We start from the raw sequence: 18,195 nt of genomic DNA on the forward strand, positions 1-18,195 counted from the left end.
CTGTACCTATGATCCCCGTGCAGCGGAGACTGTCCCATGGCTGTTACCCCTAATTCGCTTCTTCAGGCCACTGCCCAGGCCAGCGCTAAGTCCAAGACTCAAGCGGCGCCTGTCAGCCCCCTGGCGAGCATTGCCGAGCCTGGGGACAAGGCTTCCAGCTTCGCGCAGCTCTACGCCAAGGAATCCCAGAACCAGCCGCAGGCCAAGCCTCCAAGCTTTGCCGACAACTCGCCCAAGCCGGTGCGCGACAAGGGAGCTGACAGTAGCCCGAAGAAGGATGTCAGCAAGGACTCTTCTGCCGCGCCGCAGCCAGCCGTTGCCGATAGCGGCAAATCCTTGCCTGCCGACAAGCCGGCCAGCAGCGACAGCAAAACAGCGCCCACTGATGCTGCCAAGCCGGCTGATACCGCACAAACCGACACCCCGCCCCCCAGCGATCCGATGCTGGATCCAAGCCTGGTACAGGTCGCGCCGCCGCAGCCTGTGGTGCCGGCTGAACCGGCCCCGGCGACACCTGCGCCGCCTCAGGTCGAGGCGGCTCCCGTCGCCCCTGCGCCGGCCCTCGTTGCCGCAGTGGTGGCGCCACCCGTCGAGCCGGCCAAGCCTGAATTCGACCCCGAGGCTGATCCTCTGGATGCCTTGCCTGCGGTGCGCCTGGCCATGGAGCAGGGCGGCCATGTGTCGGCGTCCAGCCAGAGCCAGCCGAAGGCCGCGCCAGGCAATGCCGGCAATGAAGGGCAGCTGGCCTCGGTGCAGAACTTCGCCAATGGCATGGCCGGCATGCTCGAGCAGCAGGCGGGCAAGAGCGGCACCGAGCAGGGCGGCGAAAAGGCCTTTAGCGGGTTGATCGCCGATGGCTTGAAGGACCTCAAGGGGGCTTCCAGTGATACCCGGGTGGATGATTTCGCCAATCGCCTGGCGGCCTTGACCCAGGCTGCGACGCCCAAGACGGCCAACGCGGTGCCGGTCAACCAGCCGCTGGCCATGCACCAGAATGGCTGGACCGAAGAGGTGGTCAACCGGGTGATGTACCTGTCCAGCACCAGCCTCAAGTCGGCAGACATCCAGTTGCAGCCGGCCGAGCTGGGGCGCCTGGACATTCGCGTGCACATGATTCCGGACCAGCAGACCCAGGTCACCTTCATGAGTGCCCATGCTGGCGTTCGCGAAGCCCTGGAAGGGCAGATGCACCGCATGCGCGACATGTTCAACCAGCAGGGCCTGGGGCAGGTGGACGTCAACGTCTCCGATCAGTCCCGTGGCTGGCAGGGCCAGGAGCAGGCGCAGCAGGAGCAGAATCGCCGCAGCGGTTCCAGCACCAGCGGCGGGCGCCTGGACAATGGCGATGATGAGTCGTCCCCGGCCGTGGCAGAAGTGCAGGCTCCGGTACAGACCGTGATCGGCAGCAGCGCCGTCGACTACTACGCCTGACCTGTGGCGGGGGCCGCTACCGGCCCCTGCATTGATCCTCGCGGTGTAACTGCAACAGCTTGCACCCCAGGTTTCCCTTCGCAGCGTCGCCCTTCGCTGTTGATCCCTGCCTTTCTGACAAATCTGGCATAACACTTGCTCTTGCCTTGCCGTGCGACTGTGAACCCCCGATTAGTGACGGATTATTGGCATGGCGAAGAGCGAAGCAGCAGAAAAACCCACCGCAGGGAAAAGCAAACTCAAGCTTATCCTCTTGATTGTCCTGGCGTTGTTGCTGGCCATCGGCCTGTCGGTCGGCGCCACCTGGTACTTCATGCACAGTGCTCAGAGCAAGCCGGCCCCGGCTGCAGAGACCGCCAGCAACGTCAAGCCTGCGGCGATCTATGAGCCCATGGCCCCAGCCTTTGTTGCCAACTTCACGCAGAACGGCCGGCAGCGCTACATGCAGGTGAGCATTACCCTGCTGGCGCGCAATCAGGCCGACCTGGATGCGCTGAAAGTGCACATGCCAGTGATCCGCAACAACCTGGTCATGCTCTTCTCCGGGCAGAGTTTCGACACCCTGGCCACTCCGGTCGGCCAGGAAATGCTCCGCCAGAAGGCCACCGCCAGCGTTCAGGAAGTGGCGCAGAAAGAGGTGGGCAAAGTGGTGGTCGAGCAGTTGCTCTTTACTAACTTCGTACTGCAGTAGGAACACGACATGGCCGTGCAGGACCTGCTGTCCCAGGATGAGATCGATGCGCTGTTGCATGGCGTCGACGACGGTCTGGTGCAGACCGAACACGCTGCCGAGCCCGGCAGTGTCAAAAGCTACGACCTGACCAGCCAGGATCGCATCGTCCGTGGACGCATGCCGACCCTGGAAATGATCAACGAGCGTTTCGCCCGCTATACCCGTATCAGCATGTTCAACATGCTGCGCCGTTCGGCTGACGTGGCAGTGGGTGGCGTGCAGGTAATGAAGTTCGGCGAGTATGTGCACTCGCTGTACGTACCCACCAGTCTGAACCTGGTGAAGATCAAGCCGCTGCGCGGCACCGCGCTGTTCATTCTTGACGCCAAGCTGGTGTTCAAGCTGGTGGACAACTTCTTCGGCGGCGATGGCCGCCACGCAAAGATCGAAGGGCGCGAATTCACCCCGACCGAACTGCGGGTGGTGCGCATGGTGCTGGAGCAGGCCTTCGTCGATCTCAAGGAAGCATGGCAGGCGATCATGCCGGTCAACTTCGAGTACATAAACTCGGAAGTGAACCCGGCCATGGCCAACATCGTCGGTCCCAGCGAAGCCATCGTGGTGTCGACCTTCCACATTGAGCTCGATGGCGGTGGCGGCGACCTGCACGTGACCATGCCGTATTCGATGATCGAGCCGATCCGCGAAATGCTCGACGCCGGCTTCCAGTCCGACCTGGACGACCAGGACGAACGCTGGAGCAAGGCTCTGCGCGAGGACGTGCTGGATGTGGCCGTGCCGCTGAGTGCCACTGTCGCCCGTCGTCAGTTGCGCCTGCGGGACATCCTGCACATGCAGCCTGGCGATGTGATCCCGGTGGAGCTGCCCGAAGACATGATCATGCGCGCCAATGGCGTGCCGTCGTTCAAGGTCAAGCTGGGTTCCCACAAGGGCAATCTGGCGCTGCAAGTGATCGAGCCGATCGAGCGCCGTTGAGCGGCGCTCCAACCTGTTTGCTGTTCAATGAATTTTTGCCCGTCGAGGACCCATGATGGCTGACGAAATTAACTCCCAGGACGACCAGGCGCTGGCCGACGAGTGGGCTGCTGCGCTGGAAGAAACCGGTGATGCCGGTCAGGCGGATATCGATGCCCTGCTGGCGGCGGACGCCGGCGCTGCGTCAAGTTCCGGGCGCTTGCAGATGGAAGAGTTCGGCAGCGTGCCGAAGAACCATGAGCCGGTCACATTGGACGGCCCTAACCTGGACGTGATTCTGGATATCCCGGTATCGATCTCCATGGAAGTGGGCAGCACCGATATCAACATTCGCAACCTGCTGCAGCTCAACCAGGGCTCGGTGATCGAGCTCGATCGCCTGGCCGGCGAGCCGCTGGACGTGCTGGTCAACGGCACCCTGATCGCCCATGGCGAGGTGGTTGTGGTCAACGAAAAGTTCGGCATTCGCCTGACTGACGTGATCAGCCCCAGCGAACGCATCAAGAAGCTGCGCTAAGTGAACAAGCTGCTTGGCATTGCATTCGCGCTGCCCCTGAGCGCCCTGGCCGCGGAGCCGGCGGCCACCGCCGCGGTGGCGGCGGCTGCGCCCGTGACCGGCAGTGTCAGCGGCCAGTTGACCCAGTTGGTACTGGGCCTGCTGCTGGTGATCGGCGTGATCTTCTTCCTGGCCTGGCTGTTGCGCCGGGTGCAGCAGGCCGGTCCTGCCGGCAAGGGGCAGGTGATCGAACTGATCGGCTCCCGGGCTCTGGGCCCGCGCGATCGCCTGGTGCTGGTGCAGGTTGGCAACGAGCAGATCCTGCTGGGCCTGACCCCGGGCACCATCACCCCGTTGCATGTACTCAAAGAGCCGGTGCAGGCGCCCAGTGCCGAGCAGGCGACGCCCGAGTTCGCCCAGCGCCTGATGGAGCTGTTGGGCAAGGATCAGAAGGATAAGAAGTAATGCCGTTGCGCATCATCTTGACGTTGGCACTGATGCTGGCGGCGCCGCTGGCGTTGGCGGCGGACCCGTTGTCGATCCCGGCGATCACCCTTGGCACCAATGCCAGCGGCCAGCAGGAGTATTCGGTCAGCCTGCAGATCCTGCTGATCATGACGGCGCTGAGCTTCATTCCAGCGTTCGTCATGCTGATGACCAGCTTCACCCGGATCATCATCGTCTTCTCGATCCTGCGTCAGGCCCTGGGCCTGCAGCAGACCCCGTCGAACCAGATCCTCACCGGCATGGCGCTGTTTCTTACCATGTTCATCATGGCGCCGGTGTTCGACCGGGTGAACCAGGACGCCTTGCAGCCTTACCTGGCGGAAAAACTCACCGCCCAGGACGCCGTGGCCAAGGCTCAGGTGCCGATCAAGGACTTCATGCTGGCGCAGACCCGCAGCAGCGACCTGGAGCTGTTCATGCGCCTGTCCAAGCGCACCGACATCGCCAGCCCTGACCAGGCGCCGCTGACCATCCTGGTCCCGGCCTTCGTCACCTCCGAGCTCAAGACTGCGTTCCAGATCGGCTTCATGATCTTCATTCCGTTCCTGATCATCGACCTGGTGGTGGCCAGTGTGCTGATGGCCATGGGCATGATGATGCTCTCGCCCCTGATCATTTCCCTGCCGTTCAAGATCATGCTGTTCGTCCTCGTGGACGGTTGGGCGTTGATCATCGGCACCCTGGCGGGCAGTTTCGGTGGTGTTTAAAACCTTGTTTGCGGGTGATCGACAATGACTCCGGAAGTCGCGGTAGACCTGTTTCGCGAAGCGCTCTGGCTGACCACCATGATGGTGGCGGTGCTGGTGGTGCCCAGCTTGTTGGTGGGCCTGATGGTGGCCATGTTCCAGGCTGCCACCCAGATCAACGAACAGACCCTGAGCTTCCTGCCGCGCCTGCTGGTGATGCTGGTGACCCTGATTGTCGCCGGGCCCTGGCTGGTGCAAACCTTCATGGAATACATCCGTCAGTTGTACGGCAGTATTCCGCAGTTGATCGGCTGAGCCCATGTCCCTGCTGGCGTTGACCGACACCCAGATCAGTACCTGGGTGGCGAGCTTCATGTTGCCGCTGTTCCGGGTCACCTCGCTGCTGATGGTGATGCCGGTCTTCGGGACCACCCTGGTGCCGCGGCGGGTGCGTTTGTACTTTGCCGTGGCGATCACCGTGGTGATAGCGCCGGGGCTGCCGCCCATGCCCGAAGTGCACGCCCTGGATCTCAGCGGCCTGTTGCTGGTCGCCGAACAGATCCTGATCGGCGCGGTACTGGGGTTTTCCCTGCAGCTGTTCTTCCAGGCTTTCGTGGTTGCCGGACAGATCGTGGCGATCCAGATGGGCATGGGGTTCGCTTCCATGGTCGACCCCACCAACGGTGTGTCAGTGGCGGTGATCGGGCAGTTCTTCACCATGCTGGTAACCCTGTTGTTCCTGGCCATGAACGGCCACCTGGTGGTGTTCGAGGTGCTTACGGAGAGCTTTACCACCCTGCCGGTGGGTGGCGGCCTGATGGTCAACCATTACTGGGAGCTGGCAGGCAAGCTCGGTTGGGTGCTGGGGGCGGCGCTGCTGCTGGTATTGCCGGCAATCACCGCGCTGCTGGTGGTGAACATCGCCTTTGGCGTCATGACTCGCGCGGCGCCGCAATTGAACATCTTCTCCATCGGCTTTCCCCTGACCCTGGTGCTGGGCATGGGCATCGTCTGGATCAGCCTGGCTGACATTCTCAATCAGTATCAACCGCTGGCCTCCGAGGCCCTGCAGTTCTTGCGCGAACTGGCGAGGGCACGCTGAGCCATGGCAGAGAGCGAGAGCGGTCAGGACAAGACAGAAGAGCCCACGGAGAAACGCAAAAAGGACTCCCGGGAAAAGGGCGAGATTGCCCGCTCCAAGGAGCTCAATACCCTGGCCATCATGCTGGCGGGGGCGGGTGGTCTGCTGGTCTATGGTGGTGGCCTGGCCCTGGACCTGCTGGAAATCATGCGCCTGAATTTCTCCCTGCCCCGTGAAGTGCTGCTCAGCCCCGGGGCTATGGGCCTGTACCTGCTGCATTCGGGCAAGATCGCCATCCTGGCGGTGCAGCCGGTACTGCTGACCCTGCTGCTGGCGGCGGTCATCGGCCCCATTTCCCTGGGCGGCTGGTTGTTCGCCGGAAAGAGCCTGGCGCCCAAGTTCAGCCGGATGAACCCGGCCAACGGCCTCAAGCGGATGTTTTCCCCCACGGCGTTGATCGAACTGCTCAAGGCCCTGGCCAAGTTTGCCCTGGTGCTGTTCGTGGCGCTCTCGGTGCTCTCGGCAGATATCGACGACCTCTTGCGTATCGCCCATGAGCCCCTGGAGAAGGCGATCATCCACAGCATCCAGGTGGTGGGCTGGAGCACCTTGTGGATGGCCTGCGGGCTGATCCTGATTGCTGCAGTGGATGTGCCGGTGCAGCTGTACCAGGCCCACAAGAAGTTGCTGATGACCAAGCAGGAGGTGCGCGACGAGCACAAGGACCAGGAGGGGCGGCCTGAGGTCAAGCAGCGGATTCGCCAGTTGCAGCGCGAGATGTCCCAGCGGCGGATGATGGCGGCGATCCCGGAGGCCGATGTGGTCATCACCAACCCGACCCACTACGCCGTGGCGCTCAAATACGATGCCGAGAAGGGCGGGGCGCCGGTGCTGCTGGCCAAGGGCAGCGACTTCCTGGCCTTGCAGATTCGCGAGATCGCCGTGGCCCACGAGGTCATGCTGCTGGAGTCGCCGGCCCTGGCGCGTTCGATCTTCTATTCCACCGAGCTTGAGGAAGAGATTCCTGCCGGGCTTTACCTGGCGGTGGCCCAGGTACTGGCCTACGTCTATCAGATCCGCCAGCACCGCGCGGGCAAGGGCAAGCGCCCGGATCCGCTCAAGGATCTGCCGATTCCGCCGGATCTGCAGCGCGACTCCTGAGGCGAGCGCCGCCAGATTGTTGGCTGGATTATTGCTTGTGGGTAGCCAGTGTATGGAAATGGTTACTTTTTTGACTAGGCAGAATCAATCTGAAAAAAGCGGGTGGATTGACTTTGTTCTTTGGGATGTTCGAACTGCTCAGAACTGATAAGTCATGGAAAAAATAATTACAGTTACCAGTCCGCTACTGCCGCCGTTAGAGGAATTTGTTCCTTATCTGGAGCAGATCTGGAAAAACAAGCGCCTGACCAATTGCGGTCCCTTCCATCAAGAACTTGAGCAAGCACTGGCTCGTTACTTGGGGGTCGGGCATTTGTCGTTGTTTGCCAATGGAACATTGGCCCTGATTACCGCTTTACAAGCACTGCATGTGAAGGGTGAAGTGATTACCACGCCTTATTCTTTTGTCGCTACGGCCCATGCCTTGGTGTGGAATCGCTTGACCCCGGTGTTTGTCGATATCGATCCACAGACCTTCAACATCGACCCTAAAAAGATAGAACAGGCCATTACGCCACAGACGACCGCCATCATGCCGGTGCACTGCTATGGCAATCCCTGTGATGTAGAGGCGATTCAGGCCATCGCCGATAAACATGGATTGAAAGTAATTTTTGACGGCGCCCACGCGTTTGGCGTGGAAGATGCCGGTGGCAGTGTACTGCGCCATGGCGACCTCAGTGTCCTGAGTCTGCATGCAACCAAGGTCTTCAATACCTTCGAGGGCGGTGCGATCATCAGCCCGGATGCACAGACAAAGTTGCATATCGATCAATTGAGGAATTTTGGTTTTGTGGATGAGGTCACGGTGGTGACCTGTGGCATCAACGGCAAGATGAGTGAAGTAAATGCTGCGTTCGGGCTCTTGCAGCTGCAGCATATCGACGCGGCCCTGGAACAGCGTAGAGCTATCGATTGTTTCTATCGCTCTGAGTTGCGAACCATCAAAGGTATTAACCTGGACCCGGTACCGGCCGCTCTTGTCTCGAACTATGCCTACTTTCCGATTGCCATTGAGCCCGAATATGCGCTGAGCCGCGATCAACTCTATGGGTTGTTGCAGGAGCACAATATATTCGCGCGCCGTTATTTCTATCCCCTGATTACCCAGATGTCGGTGTATGAAGGTATGGAGGGACTTCATCGCCATGCTTTGCCAGTGGCCGAAGCATTGGCTGAAAAGGTTATCTGTCTGCCCATTTATCCAGGGTTGGAGCCAGAGGACCTGCAACGGATCGTTGCTGTCATTCGCTCAGGAAACTCGGCGAATATATAACGTACTGGAGAGGGACTTTCGCCAAGAAGGCGAGTGTTTTGCGGAATTTTAAACCGCAGATTCTGATTATTAAGAGGCTGTTATGAGCAAAGAAGCATTTATCGAAAACTTTCTGTCTGCCACCGATTTTCAGGAGCCAGTTGAAGTCACCATGGAGACGGAGTTGCGCAATTTGCCAGAGTGGGATTCGCTCGCCGCATTGGGTGTGATTGTCATGTTTGATATTGAGTACAAGAAAGTGATCACGGGCGACGACCTTGAAAAGTCTGTTACCGTTGGTGATCTTTACAACTTGGTAGGATAAGCCTCATGCCACTCGTTACGTTGAATTCCGTGCGCTTTGCCGGTATGGCAACTTGCGTTCCTAAACGAGTTGTTTCCAATCTGACTGATTGCAAGCCGCAGATTCGTCCAGAGCGCGAAAGGCTGGTGCGCAATATCGGTATCGAGCTGCGAAGGCTGACGCAAGAGTGGCAGTGTTTTTCCGACCTGGCCTTCGATGCAGCCTCCAAGCTGATTGAAAGCCTGGAGTGGAAGCTCGAGGAAATCGACGCGCTGATCGTGGTTACCCAGTCCCCGGACTACCTGGCGCCTGCCACTGCGATCATTCTTCAGGATCGTCTGGGGTTGCCCCATACCACCCTGGCGTTCGACGTCAACCTCGGGTGTTCCGGCTATCCGTTCGGCCTGCATCTGCTCGGATCGCTGATCAGCGCCGGAGGTATCAAGAAAGGCTTGGTGCTGGTTGGGGACAGCGGTGCCCAGCTCAATGACCCGATCTTTTCGGATGCCGGCACCGCTACGGCGATGGAGTTCTGTGCGGATGCCCCGCCCATGTACTTCGACCTGAATAGCGATGGTAGCGGCCACAAAGCGATCATCCTCCCGGTTGGGGGGCATCGTGAGCCGGTAGGCATACAGCATCTGGTACCTTTCCGTGAGAATGAAAATGATCACTGGCATCGAGCGATCGACTTGCAGCTCGATGGTACTGCTGTGCTGAGCTTTTCCACTCAGCGGGTTCCGCCGGCGGTAGAAAAGTTGCTTGAATATGCCAATGCCTCGAAAGACGGAGTCGATTACTTCATCTTTCACCAGGCCAACCGCATGATCAACGAAACCATTCGTAGAAAGTTGGAACTTCCAGTCGAGAAAGTTCCTTCGACCTTGCGGGATTTTGGCAACACCAGCGGTGCTTCGCTGCCAGTCACCATGACTGCGCGAATCAATAAACAGCTTGAAGAAGGAACTAAGCGTTTAGTGCTGTCAGGGTTTGGTATTGGCCTGTCATGGGGAACCTGCTTGGTGGATATCCAAGGGGCGAAGTTTCCTGATTTGATTGAGTCCTGATAGGGCCGGGAGGTCACTCCTCCCACTGGCCGCAAATTTCTTCGGAGGGCAGCATAGTGAGTGCTGATAACAGCTTTAATCCATTCAGTCTCAAGGGCAAGCGGGTCTTGGTGACCGGGGCCAGTTCGGGGATTGGACTCACAACGGCTTTGAATTGTGCTCGCATGGGCGCCGAGATTATTGCCACTGGGCGTGATCGGGAACGCTTGACCAAGACGTTTGAAGAGTTGCAGAGCATTTCGAGTCTGGATCATAAAATGGTTGTAGCGGATCTTACCGTTGCGGCTGAGCGAGATGCTGTAATCGCAGCACTCGATTCGAAGATAAACGGTTTGGTGCATGCAGCGGGGATCTCCAGGTTGTCTCCAACTCGGATGATGACTGAGTCCCATCTTCAAGTGCTTCACCGAACCAATGTCGAAGCCCCTTTTCTGCTGACTCAAGGTATTTTGAGGCGCAATCTTGTTGCGGCTGATGGGGCTATTTTATTTATTGCATCCATTGCTGCGCATATTGGAGTGGCAGGGGTTGGCGGCTATTCCGGTACCAAGGCGGCATTGATTGCCATGGCGCGATGTCTTGCAACGGAAGTGGCTAAACATAGGATCCGGGTTAATTGTCTCTCGCCGGCATTGGTACATACGCCTTTGGTGGACGATGCTGAAAAGATGATCTCCATGGATACACTGGGCCAAGGGCAACTTCTGGGCTTTGGTATGCCGGATGATGTAGCCAATGCATGCATTTTCATGCTCTCCGATGCAAGCCGATGGATAACTGGCTCGACGCTTATCATGGACGGTGGGTTAACCCTTTAACGAGCCATGGGGGCGATATGCGGCGAATGATCATATTGGGGGCTGGCGGACTTGGGCGTCAGGTCCTGGCTCGAGTGGAAGCTGATGTAGCCTGTGGAATTGATTGGATCATCGCCGGTTTTCTGGATGAGCGCGGGCCTGAGGTTGTAGCGGAGATTCTTAATTGTCCCTGGTTAGGGTATCCGGAGCATTTTCAACCACAGTCTGACGACTTGTTTATCGTTGCGATCGGAGATCCTGCGAGTAGAGAAAAACAGGTGAAACTGCTGCTCGGCAAAGGCGCGAAGTTCATTGACTATGGAAGACCTGGTTTCCTTGGTGTTAGAACCGCTTGGGGGCCAACGTTTTTCGGCTATGACGTAAGTTGCGGCGTTGATAGTCAGATCGGTAATTACTGCTTTATCGATCAAGACAGCATGATCGGTCACGACGTAGTGATTGGCGACTATGTACATATCGCTCCCCGTTGTTTGTTGGCTGGCTACGTCAAGGTGGGCAACGGTGTGGTGATCAACTCCGGGGCCATGCTGTCCCGCGGGGTCGCTGTGGGTGATGGAGCGGTGATCGGCATGGGAGCCGTGGTCTTCAAGGATGTTCCTGCCGGTGCGACGGTGGTGGGCAACCCTGCTCGAGTCATTTTCACCAAGCAGGATTGAAGGCTGGGTATTCATCTCGCTGCTCGGTCTTTTTTGTGGATACGTTTTATGTCGCGTCATGCGTTGGATGCAAGCCATTACACCTCCCAGGAAACTCTTTCTCGCGAGCGTGCCCACTTGTTTGGCGCGTTGTGGACCTTCGTCGGGTTCACGTCGATGGTGCGCGAGCGAAATCAGTTCTTCACTCGCAAGGTGGCGGGTGTGCCGATCCTGGTTCAGAGAACCGAAGCCGGTATCCGGGCCTTTATCAATGAGTGCCCCCATCGGCTGTCGCCTATTCAGACCGAGAGTGCCGGCAAGCGCCCTATGGTCTGCCCTTACCATGCCTGGTCATTTGGTGCCGAGGGCGAGTTGCGTGGCATTCCCAATCATGGGCTTTACCAGTTCAGTGCCGCGGAGCGAGAAAAGATCTGCCTGAAGAAACTTCATCTGGAGGAAGTCGGCCAGTTGTTGTTTGTGAATTTTGCGCAGAGTCCCATTGCACTGAATGAGCAATTTACGGATGAGTTCATCGGGCAGTTGCAGGATGTTTCCTCTCATCTGGATTCGCAGATTATCTACAGTTGCCATCAGGTCCGGTATAACTGGAAGTTGAATATGGAGAACGTGAAAGACTATAACCACGTTCCTTTTATTCATCCGCAAACCTTCATGCCGGCCATGAATCAAATGGTCAAGGAGATCCCTGTAGTTGGCGATGACGGAGGATCGGAAGTTATCAGGCTGATTTCTGCTGCCGAATCTCCTGAACTTGACTCGCTGAGTTACAGCACCAAGGCTCTGATCAAGCCCTACGAGAACTGGTTTGCGCCGTTGTGCGAAAAATATGGCAGTGAACATGCCTACTACAACTGGTTCATTTATCCCAATGTCAACTTCTGTAGTGTCAAGGGTGATCATTTTCTACTTCAGCAGTACGATCCCGTATCCCCTGGGGTTACCGACTATCACCTGTGGATGATGACCGCCACACGCAAGGATGTACGTACCGACTTTACTGCCTTGCTGGCAACTTTGATTCGCGGCGAGCGCAAGGTCATAGCCGAGGACACGGTTGTGCTCGAGCGTTTGCAGGATGGGTTCGGTGAGCACTCTCGGCGCTTCATGCACGGCGAGTATGAGGCGCATATCGTTCAACAGCATCTCTGGTATAGAACTCATGTTTTGGGAGAGCGCCCATGACTTCCCATATAGTGCTGGGAGAGGGCCTGGCCTTCGAGCATGCCTGCCAGATGGCCACTGAGCTGGGCTTGCCCCATGTGCAGCACCGCCTGCTTTCGGCTGATCGTTACAACTTTCAGCTGGATGAATTCATCGACCGGTATCCGGCGCAAGACTTCGAAGTGTTTGTGGCGCTGGATGAGCGTGCGGTCAACTATTCGCGATACAAGTTGATTGCCCAGGTTCGGTTGGCGGGGTATCGCCTGTTCAATCTGGTTTCGCCTCGATCCATTGTTGAAGAAAGCGCCGTTCTGCAAGGCAATGCCTATGTGGGTGCGGGCTGCAACCTGGCCTCCGGTGCGGTAGTGGGGCTGGGCTCCTGGCTTGATCGCCAGGTAACTCTGGATTGCTCCGTGCAGCTAGGGGCCTGTGTGACCTTGCAGGCGGGTGTGACCCTGGGGCGCGGTGTGGAAATCGGCAGGGGCACCACGCTGTCCGCTGGCAGCTTTGCGCTGGCGGGTACGAAAGTTGGTCGCCATTGTGAGTGGCTGCTGGGGGGGAAGTTGCCGGAAGTCCTTGCTGACAAGTCCTTTTACGATGCCCTGATGCCCGACGGCGCCAGAGTCCTGAAAAACTGAACCTTGATTATTTCGCGGATTTGCCCGGGCAATTGGGCGGGCCGTTTCTGGAGTGGGTATGCCGAGTAATTATGCTGGTGTTAAAGGGCTGGAAGTGGCTGGTAACTACGAAAACCTGGTCACCATCTTTCAGCGGGCGGTCTCTGCGTATCAACATGATCCGCGCTTCTGTATTGCGCCTGAGGCCTGTCATGTCTACGACGCAAATGGGCGTGAAACAAAAGTCGTGCTGTTGGGAACGACCCAGTTCTCTCAACTCTTTATCAATGAAGCTGCCGGCAGAGTGCGGATTGTTGCCGTGGTCGACGACTTCAAGGCCGGCAAGATGGAAAGCTTTCATGGCGTTCCGGTGATCAGTTCGGATGCCTTCCTGAAGTTGGCCCGGGATACTGCGCTGATCAGTGTCAATGGCTGTCGGTATGATCACTCCCGGCGTTATTTCAAAAGCCTGGCGCTGCGCAACAACATCCCCATGCTCAACTTTGAGCAGGGCTTGCGGCTGCTTTCCATCAACCCGGCGAGCGACCATCGGATTGATGACTGGGGCAGCTACATTGTTGCTCACGCCCAGGAGTTGATCGCTCTCGGGCGGCGTCTGGACGATGACTATTCACGCTTCACCCTGTTCAGCGTTTTGCTCGGCCATTTGACGTGCGACCCCGAGTGGATACTCAACGCTGCCAAGCCCTACTTGACCCTGTATTTCCGTTCCGGCTTGTGGCTGCCTGATCAGAATGAGCGCTTCGCTGACTGTGGCGCCTCGATTGCCGAGTCCGCCAAGGCCTTTCTCGATGCGACCGACGGCCGCTTCCAGAAGATCTGGATGATCGAGCCGGATGAAGTCAATCGGGCCACCATTCAATCCTTCATCAGCGGTTACAACGGTACTCTCGCGCCTGCCCAGTCAGGTGCCATCGAGTTGCTGGGTTGTGCGTTGAGCAACGAAGACGGGCAGATGCCGTTCTTGCATGAGGGCGGGCACGGCGGTCACCTGTTATCTGCCGCTACTGCCCAGGCCATCTGCCGGGATGTCGATGTGCGCCGTCTGGATTCATTGCTTGATGACAGCCCGACGCTGATCAAGATGGACATCGAAGGGGCGGAATTGCAGGCCTTGCAGGGGGCCCGTGAGCACATCAGTCGTGGGCGCCCGAAAATGGCCATTTCGGCTTATCACCGGTCTGGCGATTTGCTGGATATCACCCGTTTTGTCGAAAGTGTGCGTGGCGACTACAAGATCGGCCTGCGCCACCACACCGAAGAGCGCTGGGATACCTGCCTGTACTTCTATTGATCTGCGTTCTGGCGCGCTGCATTGGCGCGTCATTTGATTGGGCCTGTGCCACTCGAGCGAAGGTGGCGGGCTATCGGCATTAACTAGCAAGAAGGTTTATATGAGCGCAAAGCCACTGGTCAGTGTGGTCATTCCTGCTTACAAGGCAACTTACTTTGAAGCGGCGCTGGCCAGTGTCTGTGCGCAGAGCTACGAGCATCTGGAGGTGGTGGTATGCGATGACTCGCGTACCGGGACCATCCGTGAGTGCACGGCTCGTTATCAGGAGTCCTGCTCTTTTCCGATTCGCTATGAGTTCAATGAGTCTCTGCGCGGCGAGCTCTTCAATGCCATTGAGTGCATAAAAGTCGCCAGTGGAAAGTACATCAAGTTCCTCCATGACGACGATGTATTGCACCCTGAATGTGTCGCGCAACTGGTGGCTGCGATGGAGTCAGATCCCTCTGTGGCCATGGCGTCTTCGCGTCGCCGCCTGATCGATTCCGACGGGGTCCCGCAACCGGATGCCCTGGCCACATCCCTGCCTTTCGCTACCGATGTGGTTATCGATGGCAAGGAGCTGACCAGCCTGCTGGCCGACCATAGCCTCAACTTCATCGGCGAGCCGAGTTGCGTGCTTTGTCGCCGAGAGGATCTGCTGGCGCTGGGGGATGGCCTGATGTCGCTCAATGGTTGCCTGATCTATTGGGTGGGCGACCTGGCGATGTATGTGAAGCTGCTGCAAAAGGGCAACCTGGCGTTGCTGAAGCAGCCGCTGACCGATTTCCGAGTGTCCCTGCAGCAGGGCAGTCAGCAGGGGCGCGACAAGCCGGGTATCGGTAACCAGGGGCACGCTGATTTCAAACGGACATTGCGCGAACTGGGCTGGCATCGAGGGGGGCTGGATAACCATCTGGTTTCGGTGCGTTCCCTGTATGGCGGCGACAGGTTCGAGCCGGTGGATATCCTGGCTGCTCTGCGCCAGAGTTACGCCAAGGGCGTGGCCGACCGGCAGATCAACAGCTGGATCGAGCAGCGGGTGCCAAGCCCGACCCAGTTGCATTTGATGGAGGGCTATCTGCAGTCCGGCGGCGGTGCTCCTTCAATCGGCATCATCGTCCTTGATCTGGCCGCGGATGCCCAGGCGCTGGCGCGCACCCTGCATAGCCTGGCGGCGCAGCCGCAGGGGCTTGTGCAACTGAAAGTGACGGTACTGGGGCATGAGGCGCCTGGCTTGGTTGCCGGCGGCGCCGAGTTGCACTTCGCACCGGTTCAGGCGAACTACGCAGAGCAGGTCAATCGTTTGCTGCAAGAAGATGCATGCGAATGGTGTGTGCTGGTCCGCGCTGGTGATGAGTTCACGCCAAGCGGCCTGTTGGTCGCCAGCCTGGAGTTGCTGCCGGATCCCGACTGCCGTGCAGTGTTCTGTGATGGCGTGCTGCGAGAAGCCAATGGCGACACGGGGGTCATGCTGCGCCCGGACTTCAACCTGGATTACCTGCTGAGTTTCCCGGGGGTGCTGGCGCGTCACTGGATCTTCAGGCGTCGGGTGCTGATCGAGGCGGGTGGTTTTGATGGTGCCTACGCGCGGGCCCTGGAGTTCGAGCTGATCCTGCGCCTGATCAATCAAGGTGGCATTGACGGTTTCGGGCATATCCCGGAATTGCTGCTGAGTTGTCCGCCCGTGGCCCTGGATGAAAATGAAGATGAGCGCCGTGCGCTGGTCGAGCACCTGTCGCAGCGTGGCTATGCCAGCGCGCAGGTCGACAGCTCGCTTGCGGGACACTATCTGATCGACTACGGGCACCAGGCCCGCCCCCTGGTATCGATCGTGGTGGTGGTGAGTGACGACCTGGCGGCGGCGCAGCGCTGTATTTTCAGTGTCCTGGAGCACACCCGTTACCCTTTCTACGAGTTGCTGATCGTCGATAACGCCTGTCAGGCCGCAGAGGCAAGGCAGTGGTTGCAGGCTGTCGCGGAGCTGTCGGCTGAGCGTATCCGGGTAGTCAGCCTGCCTTATGCCGTGGATCGTTCCACCGCCAACAACCTGGGGGCGCAGCAGGCTTCTGGTGAATATCTGGTATTCCTGCGTGCGCTGACGGCGATCTTCGACGGTGGCTGGATTGATGCGCTGTTGAATCACGCGCTGCGCCAGGAGGTGGCGGTAGTGGGGGCCAAAGCGCTCTCCAGTGATGGCGAAGTGAGCCATGGCGGATTGATCCTGGGGCTGGCGGCCGGCGGGGCGGCAGCATTTGCCGGGCAGCAGGCCGACGCTGCTGGGTACATGAATGGCTTGCAGGTGGATCGCAATTGCAGTGCGGTCGCCGACATCTGCCTGATGGTACGTAAGGCCCTGTTTGATGGGGTGGGTGGCTGGGATGCCGAGCTGTTCCCTGAGGGGGGAGCGGATATTGACCTGTGCCTGCGCCTGGCGGGCCATGGTTATCTGACCGTGTGGACGCCGCGTGCGCGGGTCATGCACGGTATGCCGCCGGCCGCGTTTGCGCCGCGGGATGAAGATGCCTTGTCCCAGCGCTGGCTTTCGGTGCTGGCGCGGGACCCGGCCTACAATCTGAATTTCTCCCTGGGGCAGCCAAAGGGCTTCCAACTGGCCGAGCCGTCGTTAAGTTGGCGTCCGCTGATCTGGCGCCCGTTGCCAGTGGTGCTGGTGCATCCTTCGGATCGTTATGGCAGTGGTCACTATCGGGCCATTCGACCGATGGAGGAGCAGAGTTCGGCGGGCCTGATCGACGGGGTGCTGTCGATGGCGTTGTTATCGCCGGCCGAACTGGCGCGAGTGGCCCCGTATTCGATGGTTTTCCAGCGCCACATCGGCGAGGAGTCGCTCAGCGCCATGCGTCGTGCGCAAGCCTTCTCGCGCAGTTTCAAGGTCTTTGAGCTGAACGATCACCTGCCAAGCCTCGCTGTCGGGGAGGCTGCCCAGGGCATGACGCCTGGGGATATTTCCTACTATTTGCGCGAAGCTGTGGCCTGCGTCGATCGCCTGGTGGTGTCCACCGAAGCCCTGGCCGACGCTCTGCATGGCCTGCATCCGGATACCCGGGTCATCCACAGTCGCCTGGACCAGCAGGGCTGGGGGGCGTTGCCAAGCAGCCAGCGGTGTGCCGGCGACAAGCCCCGGGTAGGGTGGGCGGGCGCGGACTGGCAGCTGGCCAATCTTCAAGTGATCGGCGAGGTGGTGAAAGCCCTGGCGACGGAAGTCGACTGGGTGTTCATGGGGGCTTGTCCCGAGGAACTGCTGCCCTATGTCAAGGAAGTGCATCGTGGTGTGGAGATCAGCCTGTATCCGGCGGCGCTGGCCAGGCTGAATCTGGATCTGGCAGTAGCGCCCATGCAGCAGAGTCTGCTCAACGAGTGCAAGAGCAACCTGCGTCTCCTGGAGTATGGCGCCTGTGGTTATCCGGTCATCTGCAGTGATCTGGCGTGTTTCCGCGGTGATTTGCCGGTGACTCGGGTTGCCAATCACTTCCAGGACTGGAGGGCGGCCATCCGCATGCATCTGGATGATCCACAGGCCAATGCCCGGGCCGGGGATGCCCTGCGTGAAGTCGTCCGGCGCGACTGGATGCTGGACGCCAGCGCATTGATGGCGTGGCGTGCTGCCTGGCTGCCGGATTAATCACGGCCACTCTGAGGTTTCCGGCATTTTCGGCTCAATGCCGGCGCCATATTTCCTTTCGGTAAAAGTTGGAAGGTTTCTTGCAGTAGCAGCCCCGTGCCGCTTCAGGCGTCAAAAGTTTGCTTTACGGAACGGGGTAAATCGGTGGATCGCTCTCAGTTAATCAACACGGCTCGCAGCAACCTGGCTGACCTCGGTCGAGGCAATCTGGGTGTGCCGGTGCTGCTGTTGGTCATGCTGGCCATGATGATGTTGCCGGTCCCGGCGTTCCTGCTGGACGTGTTCTTCACGTTCAACATCGCTTTGTCGATCGTGGTTCTGCTGGTGTGCGTGTACGCCCTGCGGCCGCTGG

At 59.0% G+C, this 18,195-nt stretch carries 19 protein-coding genes; all 19 read left to right on the forward strand.

The features are described 5' to 3' along the window. The first annotated feature begins 36 nt into the window (after positions 1–36). Positions 37–1,431 carry a flagellar hook-length control protein FliK gene (locus F6S12_RS09130; RefSeq protein ID WP_161467046.1) on the forward strand — a complete coding sequence of 465 codons (1,395 nt, stop codon included), beginning with the start codon at positions 37–39 and terminating at the stop codon, positions 1,429–1,431. Positions 1,432–1,621: 190 nt separating this feature from the next. Further along, positions 1,622–2,122 carry a flagellar basal body-associated protein FliL gene (fliL, locus tag F6S12_RS09135; RefSeq protein ID WP_011059983.1) on the forward strand — a complete coding sequence of 167 codons (501 nt, stop codon included), beginning with the start codon at positions 1,622–1,624 and terminating at the stop codon, positions 2,120–2,122. Positions 2,123–2,131: 9 nt separating this feature from the next. Next, positions 2,132–3,100 (forward strand): flagellar motor switch protein FliM, encoded by a 969-nt coding sequence (fliM, locus tag F6S12_RS09140; RefSeq protein WP_011059984.1) that lies wholly within the window; start codon positions 2,132–2,134, stop codon positions 3,098–3,100. Positions 3,101–3,155: 55 nt separating this feature from the next. Continuing rightward, positions 3,156–3,617, forward strand: coding sequence for a flagellar motor switch protein FliN (fliN, locus tag F6S12_RS09145; RefSeq protein WP_011059985.1), 462 nt, complete (start codon positions 3,156–3,158; stop codon positions 3,615–3,617). Next, positions 3,618–4,061 carry a flagellar biosynthetic protein FliO gene (fliO, locus tag F6S12_RS09150; RefSeq protein WP_161467047.1) on the forward strand — a complete coding sequence of 148 codons (444 nt, stop codon included), beginning with the start codon at positions 3,618–3,620 and terminating at the stop codon, positions 4,059–4,061. Continuing rightward, positions 4,061–4,810 (forward strand): flagellar type III secretion system pore protein FliP, encoded by a 750-nt coding sequence (gene fliP, locus F6S12_RS09155; RefSeq protein ID WP_011059987.1) that lies wholly within the window; start codon positions 4,061–4,063, stop codon positions 4,808–4,810. The genes fliO and fliP overlap by 1 nt, the downstream gene beginning before the upstream one ends. 24 nt (positions 4,811–4,834) lie before the next feature. Continuing rightward, the gene (gene fliQ / locus F6S12_RS09160; RefSeq protein ID WP_011059988.1) at positions 4,835–5,104 is read left to right on the forward strand and encodes a flagellar biosynthesis protein FliQ; all 270 of its coding nucleotides are present in this window, start codon (positions 4,835–4,837) and stop codon (positions 5,102–5,104) included. A 4-nt stretch (positions 5,105–5,108) separates the two neighbouring features. Then, entirely contained in the window at positions 5,109–5,891 is a 783-nt protein-coding gene (fliR, locus tag F6S12_RS09165; RefSeq protein ID WP_194238184.1) for a flagellar biosynthetic protein FliR, read from the forward strand. Positions 5,892–5,894: 3 nt separating this feature from the next. Further along, on the forward strand, positions 5,895–7,031 hold the full coding sequence (gene flhB, locus F6S12_RS09170) for a flagellar biosynthesis protein FlhB (RefSeq protein ID WP_015634638.1): 1,137 nt from the start codon (positions 5,895–5,897) through the stop codon (positions 7,029–7,031). A gap of 154 nt (positions 7,032–7,185) precedes the next feature. Beyond that, positions 7,186–8,307, forward strand: a complete 1,122-nt coding sequence (locus F6S12_RS09175) for a DegT/DnrJ/EryC1/StrS family aminotransferase (protein WP_011059991.1) — start codon at positions 7,186–7,188, stop codon at positions 8,305–8,307. An 82-nt stretch (positions 8,308–8,389) separates the two neighbouring features. Further along, entirely contained in the window at positions 8,390–8,611 is a 222-nt protein-coding gene (locus F6S12_RS09180; RefSeq protein ID WP_015634639.1) for an acyl carrier protein, read from the forward strand. Positions 8,612–8,616: 5 nt separating this feature from the next. Further along, positions 8,617–9,657: a ketoacyl-ACP synthase III gene (locus tag F6S12_RS09185; protein WP_015634640.1), complete on the forward strand. Its 1,041-nt coding sequence runs from the start codon at positions 8,617–8,619 to the stop codon at positions 9,655–9,657. Positions 9,658–9,713: 56 nt separating this feature from the next. After that, positions 9,714–10,475, forward strand: a complete 762-nt coding sequence (locus F6S12_RS09190; RefSeq protein ID WP_041752019.1) for an SDR family NAD(P)-dependent oxidoreductase — start codon at positions 9,714–9,716, stop codon at positions 10,473–10,475. 26 nt (positions 10,476–10,501) lie between these two features. Further along, on the forward strand, positions 10,502–11,131 hold the full coding sequence (locus tag F6S12_RS09195) for an acetyltransferase (protein ID WP_315868854.1): 630 nt from the start codon (positions 10,502–10,504) through the stop codon (positions 11,129–11,131). Between the two features lie 48 nt (positions 11,132–11,179). Further along, positions 11,180–12,313 (forward strand): aromatic ring-hydroxylating oxygenase subunit alpha, encoded by a 1,134-nt coding sequence (locus tag F6S12_RS09200; protein WP_169893791.1) that lies wholly within the window; start codon positions 11,180–11,182, stop codon positions 12,311–12,313. Positions 12,314–12,363: 50 nt separating this feature from the next. Beyond that, entirely contained in the window at positions 12,364–12,930 is a 567-nt protein-coding gene (locus F6S12_RS09205; protein WP_228102428.1) for an acetyltransferase, read from the forward strand. A gap of 58 nt (positions 12,931–12,988) precedes the next feature. After that, a complete protein-coding gene (locus F6S12_RS09210; protein WP_011059998.1) occupies positions 12,989–14,224 on the forward strand; it encodes an FkbM family methyltransferase in 1,236 nt (411 codons plus the stop codon). A 37-nt stretch (positions 14,225–14,261) separates the two neighbouring features. Further along, positions 14,262–17,843, forward strand: coding sequence for a glycosyltransferase (locus F6S12_RS09215; RefSeq protein ID WP_315868852.1), 3,582 nt, complete (start codon positions 14,262–14,264; stop codon positions 17,841–17,843). Positions 17,844–17,987: 144 nt separating this feature from the next. After that, positions 17,988–18,195 (forward strand): FHIPEP family type III secretion protein (locus tag F6S12_RS09220; RefSeq protein WP_315868853.1); only part of this gene is annotated, 208 nt, incomplete at its 3' end.

It is taken from the genome of Pseudomonas sp. JV245A (genome assembly GCF_032424515.1).
GTDB classification, from domain to species: domain Bacteria; phylum Pseudomonadota; class Gammaproteobacteria; order Pseudomonadales; family Pseudomonadaceae; genus Aquipseudomonas; species Aquipseudomonas protegens.